This window comes from Cecembia sp. (assembly GCF_007126775.1).
Lineage (GTDB): Bacteria > Bacteroidota > Bacteroidia > Cytophagales > Cyclobacteriaceae > Cecembia.
On the sequence record NZ_SLAP01000059.1, the window covers coordinates 1 to 3,204 of the forward strand.

The 3,204-nt window shown below is 41.2% G+C and carries 3 protein-coding genes; 2 read left to right on the top strand and 1 reads right to left on the bottom strand.

Going from position 1 to position 3,204, the window contains the following annotated elements:
• Positions 1-172: 172 nt before the first annotated feature.
• On the bottom strand, positions 173-1,654 hold the full coding sequence (locus tag QZT73_RS04185) for a M20/M25/M40 family metallo-hydrolase (protein WP_291786764.1): 1,482 nt from the start codon (positions 1,652-1,654) through the stop codon (positions 173-175).
• Between the two features lie 169 nt (positions 1,655-1,823).
• On the opposite strand from QZT73_RS04185, the gene QZT73_RS04190 reads away from it, so the two are divergent.
• Together QZT73_RS04190 and QZT73_RS04195 are read left to right on the top strand one after the other, a co-directional pair.
• Positions 1,824-2,198: a BlaI/MecI/CopY family transcriptional regulator gene (locus QZT73_RS04190; protein WP_291786765.1), complete on the top strand. Its 375-nt coding sequence runs from the start codon at positions 1,824-1,826 to the stop codon at positions 2,196-2,198.
• On the top strand, positions 2,195-3,204 hold a 1,010-nt coding region (locus QZT73_RS04195; RefSeq protein WP_291786767.1), incomplete at its 3' end, for a M56 family metallopeptidase. The genes QZT73_RS04190 and QZT73_RS04195, both read left to right, overlap by 4 nt.

Consider the following 3,204-nt stretch of genomic DNA (forward strand, 5'->3'; position numbering starts at 1 on the left):
AATGTTCAATCCGCCACGGCGGACAAGTCGTTCATAGTTTTACGGATCTTGTAAGGTAAACTAGAACCCATGAACCCTTGAACCTTGAACTCCTGAACTATGAACCATGAACGCATGAACCATGAACCCTTTCCCCTTTCCCCTTTAACCTTTAACCTTTAACCTTAAATCCCTAAAACTCATACCCAATCCCCACCCTGAAATTCCTGTTAAACACTTCTGTATTTGGAAAAGATGGAAAAGTATAAAACTCCGTCAAGGCACTGCGCCAATCCAAAAGAAGCGTGACTTTGCTCACCTGAAAACCGACCTGCATGCTCCAACCCCATTCTTCACCTGGAAAATCCCAGTCTAGCCCCAGCCTATCTGAAGTGGGAATTCTTTGGGACAAATGGTAACGGAGATAAGGTCCAACCCCCACAAATGATTTGAAAAAACCATCTTCTGCATTGACAAAATTCCATCTGACCATTGCAGGAACTGTCAACGAATGTCTTCTGAACCTTTCTCCATCAAAACCTGAAGGTTTACTTCCATTAAAGTCATACAAGGCACTTACAACTATATCAAAACTCCGTGTGATCCGAACGCTGCTGTAAAGACCTGCTTCAAAGGCAAAAACGCCCAATTCCCGGAATTCACTATGCCTGTTATAGGAATTGCCCAAACCCACTTGTGCCCCATACTTTATCGGTCTGCCATACACTGCTACAGTAGCATTGAAATTCCTGGCAGGCTCCAAGGTTTCCGCATTGGCCATCTCCAAAGTTAATCCTGCCAAAAATGTACTGATCTTGGCCATGCCCTCATAGTCCAGTAAATCTGCTTTATCTCCAGGTTTATGGTAAGGAGATTTCAATCCTGTATTGACATAAATGGAAGGTATTCCTAAACTTCCAAATGGCCAGGTATCTGTTCTCCTTTCGATCAATGGGGCAGTACCTTTAATAGGAATCGGATTCCTGTCCTGTGCCAAGACCAAAATTTCTTCAGCATCCGCCAAAGTCCTCCACCCTTTCAGTTCCAAGGTATTGACCGTACTCAGCATCCCGATCATATCCAAACTGAACATGGCTTTGATGGCTTCGTTCGGGAATGGTTTCTCTGCATTCACAAAATACTCGGCCCCAATCAGACCGCTTTCCTCTGCATCAAAAGCAATAAAAACCAGACTGCGTTTGGGTTGCTCGCCGGATTCCAAAATCAACCTGGCCATTTCCAATATGCCTGCCACTCCAGAGGCATTGTCATCTGCACCCGGGAAAATTGTCTTGGTTCCATCAGCAGCCTTATTGTAACCCAAGTGATCAAAATGGGCACCAATGACGATATATTCTTCTTTAAGTTTGGGATCAGCCCCAGGTATCAAACCCACCACATTTTTACCTTGGAGATTGACCAAGCTCACTTTGAAGTCAAAGTGATGGATATAAGAGTCCTCCTGAAATGGTTGCAGGCCTATTTCCCGCATTTCATTTTCAATATAGCGAATGGCTTTGATTCTTCCTTCAGTCCCCAGGCCCCTGCCCTCCAGGGAATCTGAAGCCAATATATGGACATGCCTTTCCAGTCTTTGATGTAAGTTTTCTTGGGCTAAAACACTATAAAAGCAAATAAAAACCAAACAGATAGATAAGGAGATATTTTTGATCATGGGAAAAGAATTTTGGATGCTTTTGAAACTGCGAACGAAAATAAAAGTTTTATCCCATTTTCCAATCTCCCTCTTTGCTGAGTTGCAAAAAAGATAATATTTACGAATTATACGTAGATTTACGAAAATTTCGTAGGTTTATTAAGTAATTAGTATTACTTTTATTCCCATGGAAGCATTGACACAACACGAAGAACAATTGATGCAGGTATTTTGGAAATTGGAAAAGGCCTTGGTCAGGGATGTTTTGAACGAAATCCCTGAACCGAAGCCACCCTACACAACCCTGGCATCCAACATCAAACAACTGGAAAAAAAAGGCTACTTGGATCACCGGACATTTGGAAACATCCATGAGTACTTCCCATTGGTGTCACAGGAAGATTACAGAAAGAAGAGCTTTAACAACCTGATCAAAAATTACTTTGATGGCTCTGTACAAAAAGTGCTCTCTTTTATGGTGAAAGAGAAAGGGATTTCAGAAAAAGAAATAAGCGAACTTAAAAAAATGATTGATGAATACGGTAACCCAAAAAAACCATGAACGGATTATTCAATTACCTTTGGGAGGCAAGTTTAGCCCTGTTTCTCCTTTTTGCATTTTATAAAATTTTCCTCTCAAGGCTAAGTTTCTTTACCTGGAACAGGGCTTTCCTTTTGGCTTCATTGCTATTTGCCATGATCCTTCCGCTGTTGAGTTTTAGTATAACAAATTCATCGGTATTTATTCCTGAAATGCTGAATTATAACCTGCCTGAATTTCAATTGAGCGAAACGGAAGTGCAGTCTTCTTCTATACAGCTGCTCCAGATTTTGGTAGGCATTTATTTCATTGGCTTATTATGGAAATTAGGCACACTTGGGATAGGCTTATTTATCACATTTAAAAAAATATACCTGTCTAGAAGAATCAGGAAAGGTGGATTATGTTTTGTCATTCATCCGGAATTCCAGCCATCATCATTTTTTCATTTTGTTTTTTTGCCTGCCTATGATGAAAATGACCCTGCACAGCAACCCATTATCCATCACGAATCCATACATGCCGAAAAATGGCACAGCCTTGATTTAATTCTGCTTCAATTGGCCCAGGCGATCCTTTGGTTCCATCCTGTTTGGGGCTTTTATGAAGCCAACCTCAGAGAGGTACATGAATACGAGGCAGATCAAAAAGTAACCGCTACCTATCCGAAAACCGCTTATGCCAAATTGCTTCTGGGACTTTTGATCACCGAAAGCAATGGACACTTACTCAATAACTTTAACCATTTTCAAACCAAAAAAAGAATCCAAATGATGATGAAATCAGAAAAATCCAGAGCGATCCAAAAGTCTCTTTTTCTTTTGGCTCTCCCTCTAATGGCAGCCATGTTGATGGTCTTTGCCTGTGAAACAGAAAAAGAAGAAAGCTTCCCAGAAACAATGGATATCCCTGCACAAATTGCCGCAGCTAATGAAGTTTTTGATGTAGTGGAAGAAGCACCCCAATTCAAAGGAGGAATGGAAGAATGGAGCAGATTCCTCTCCAGCACCTTGCATTATCCGGACAA

Bases quoted from the DNA above. Each gene is read 5' to 3' on its own strand.
- QZT73_RS04190 (WP_291786765.1), top strand. From the start codon at position 1,824: ATGGAAGCATTGACACAACACGAAGAACAATTGATGCAGGTATTTTGG.
- QZT73_RS04185 (WP_291786764.1), bottom strand. From the start codon at position 1,654: ATGATCAAAAATATCTCCTTATCTATCTGTTTGGTTTTTATTTGCTTT.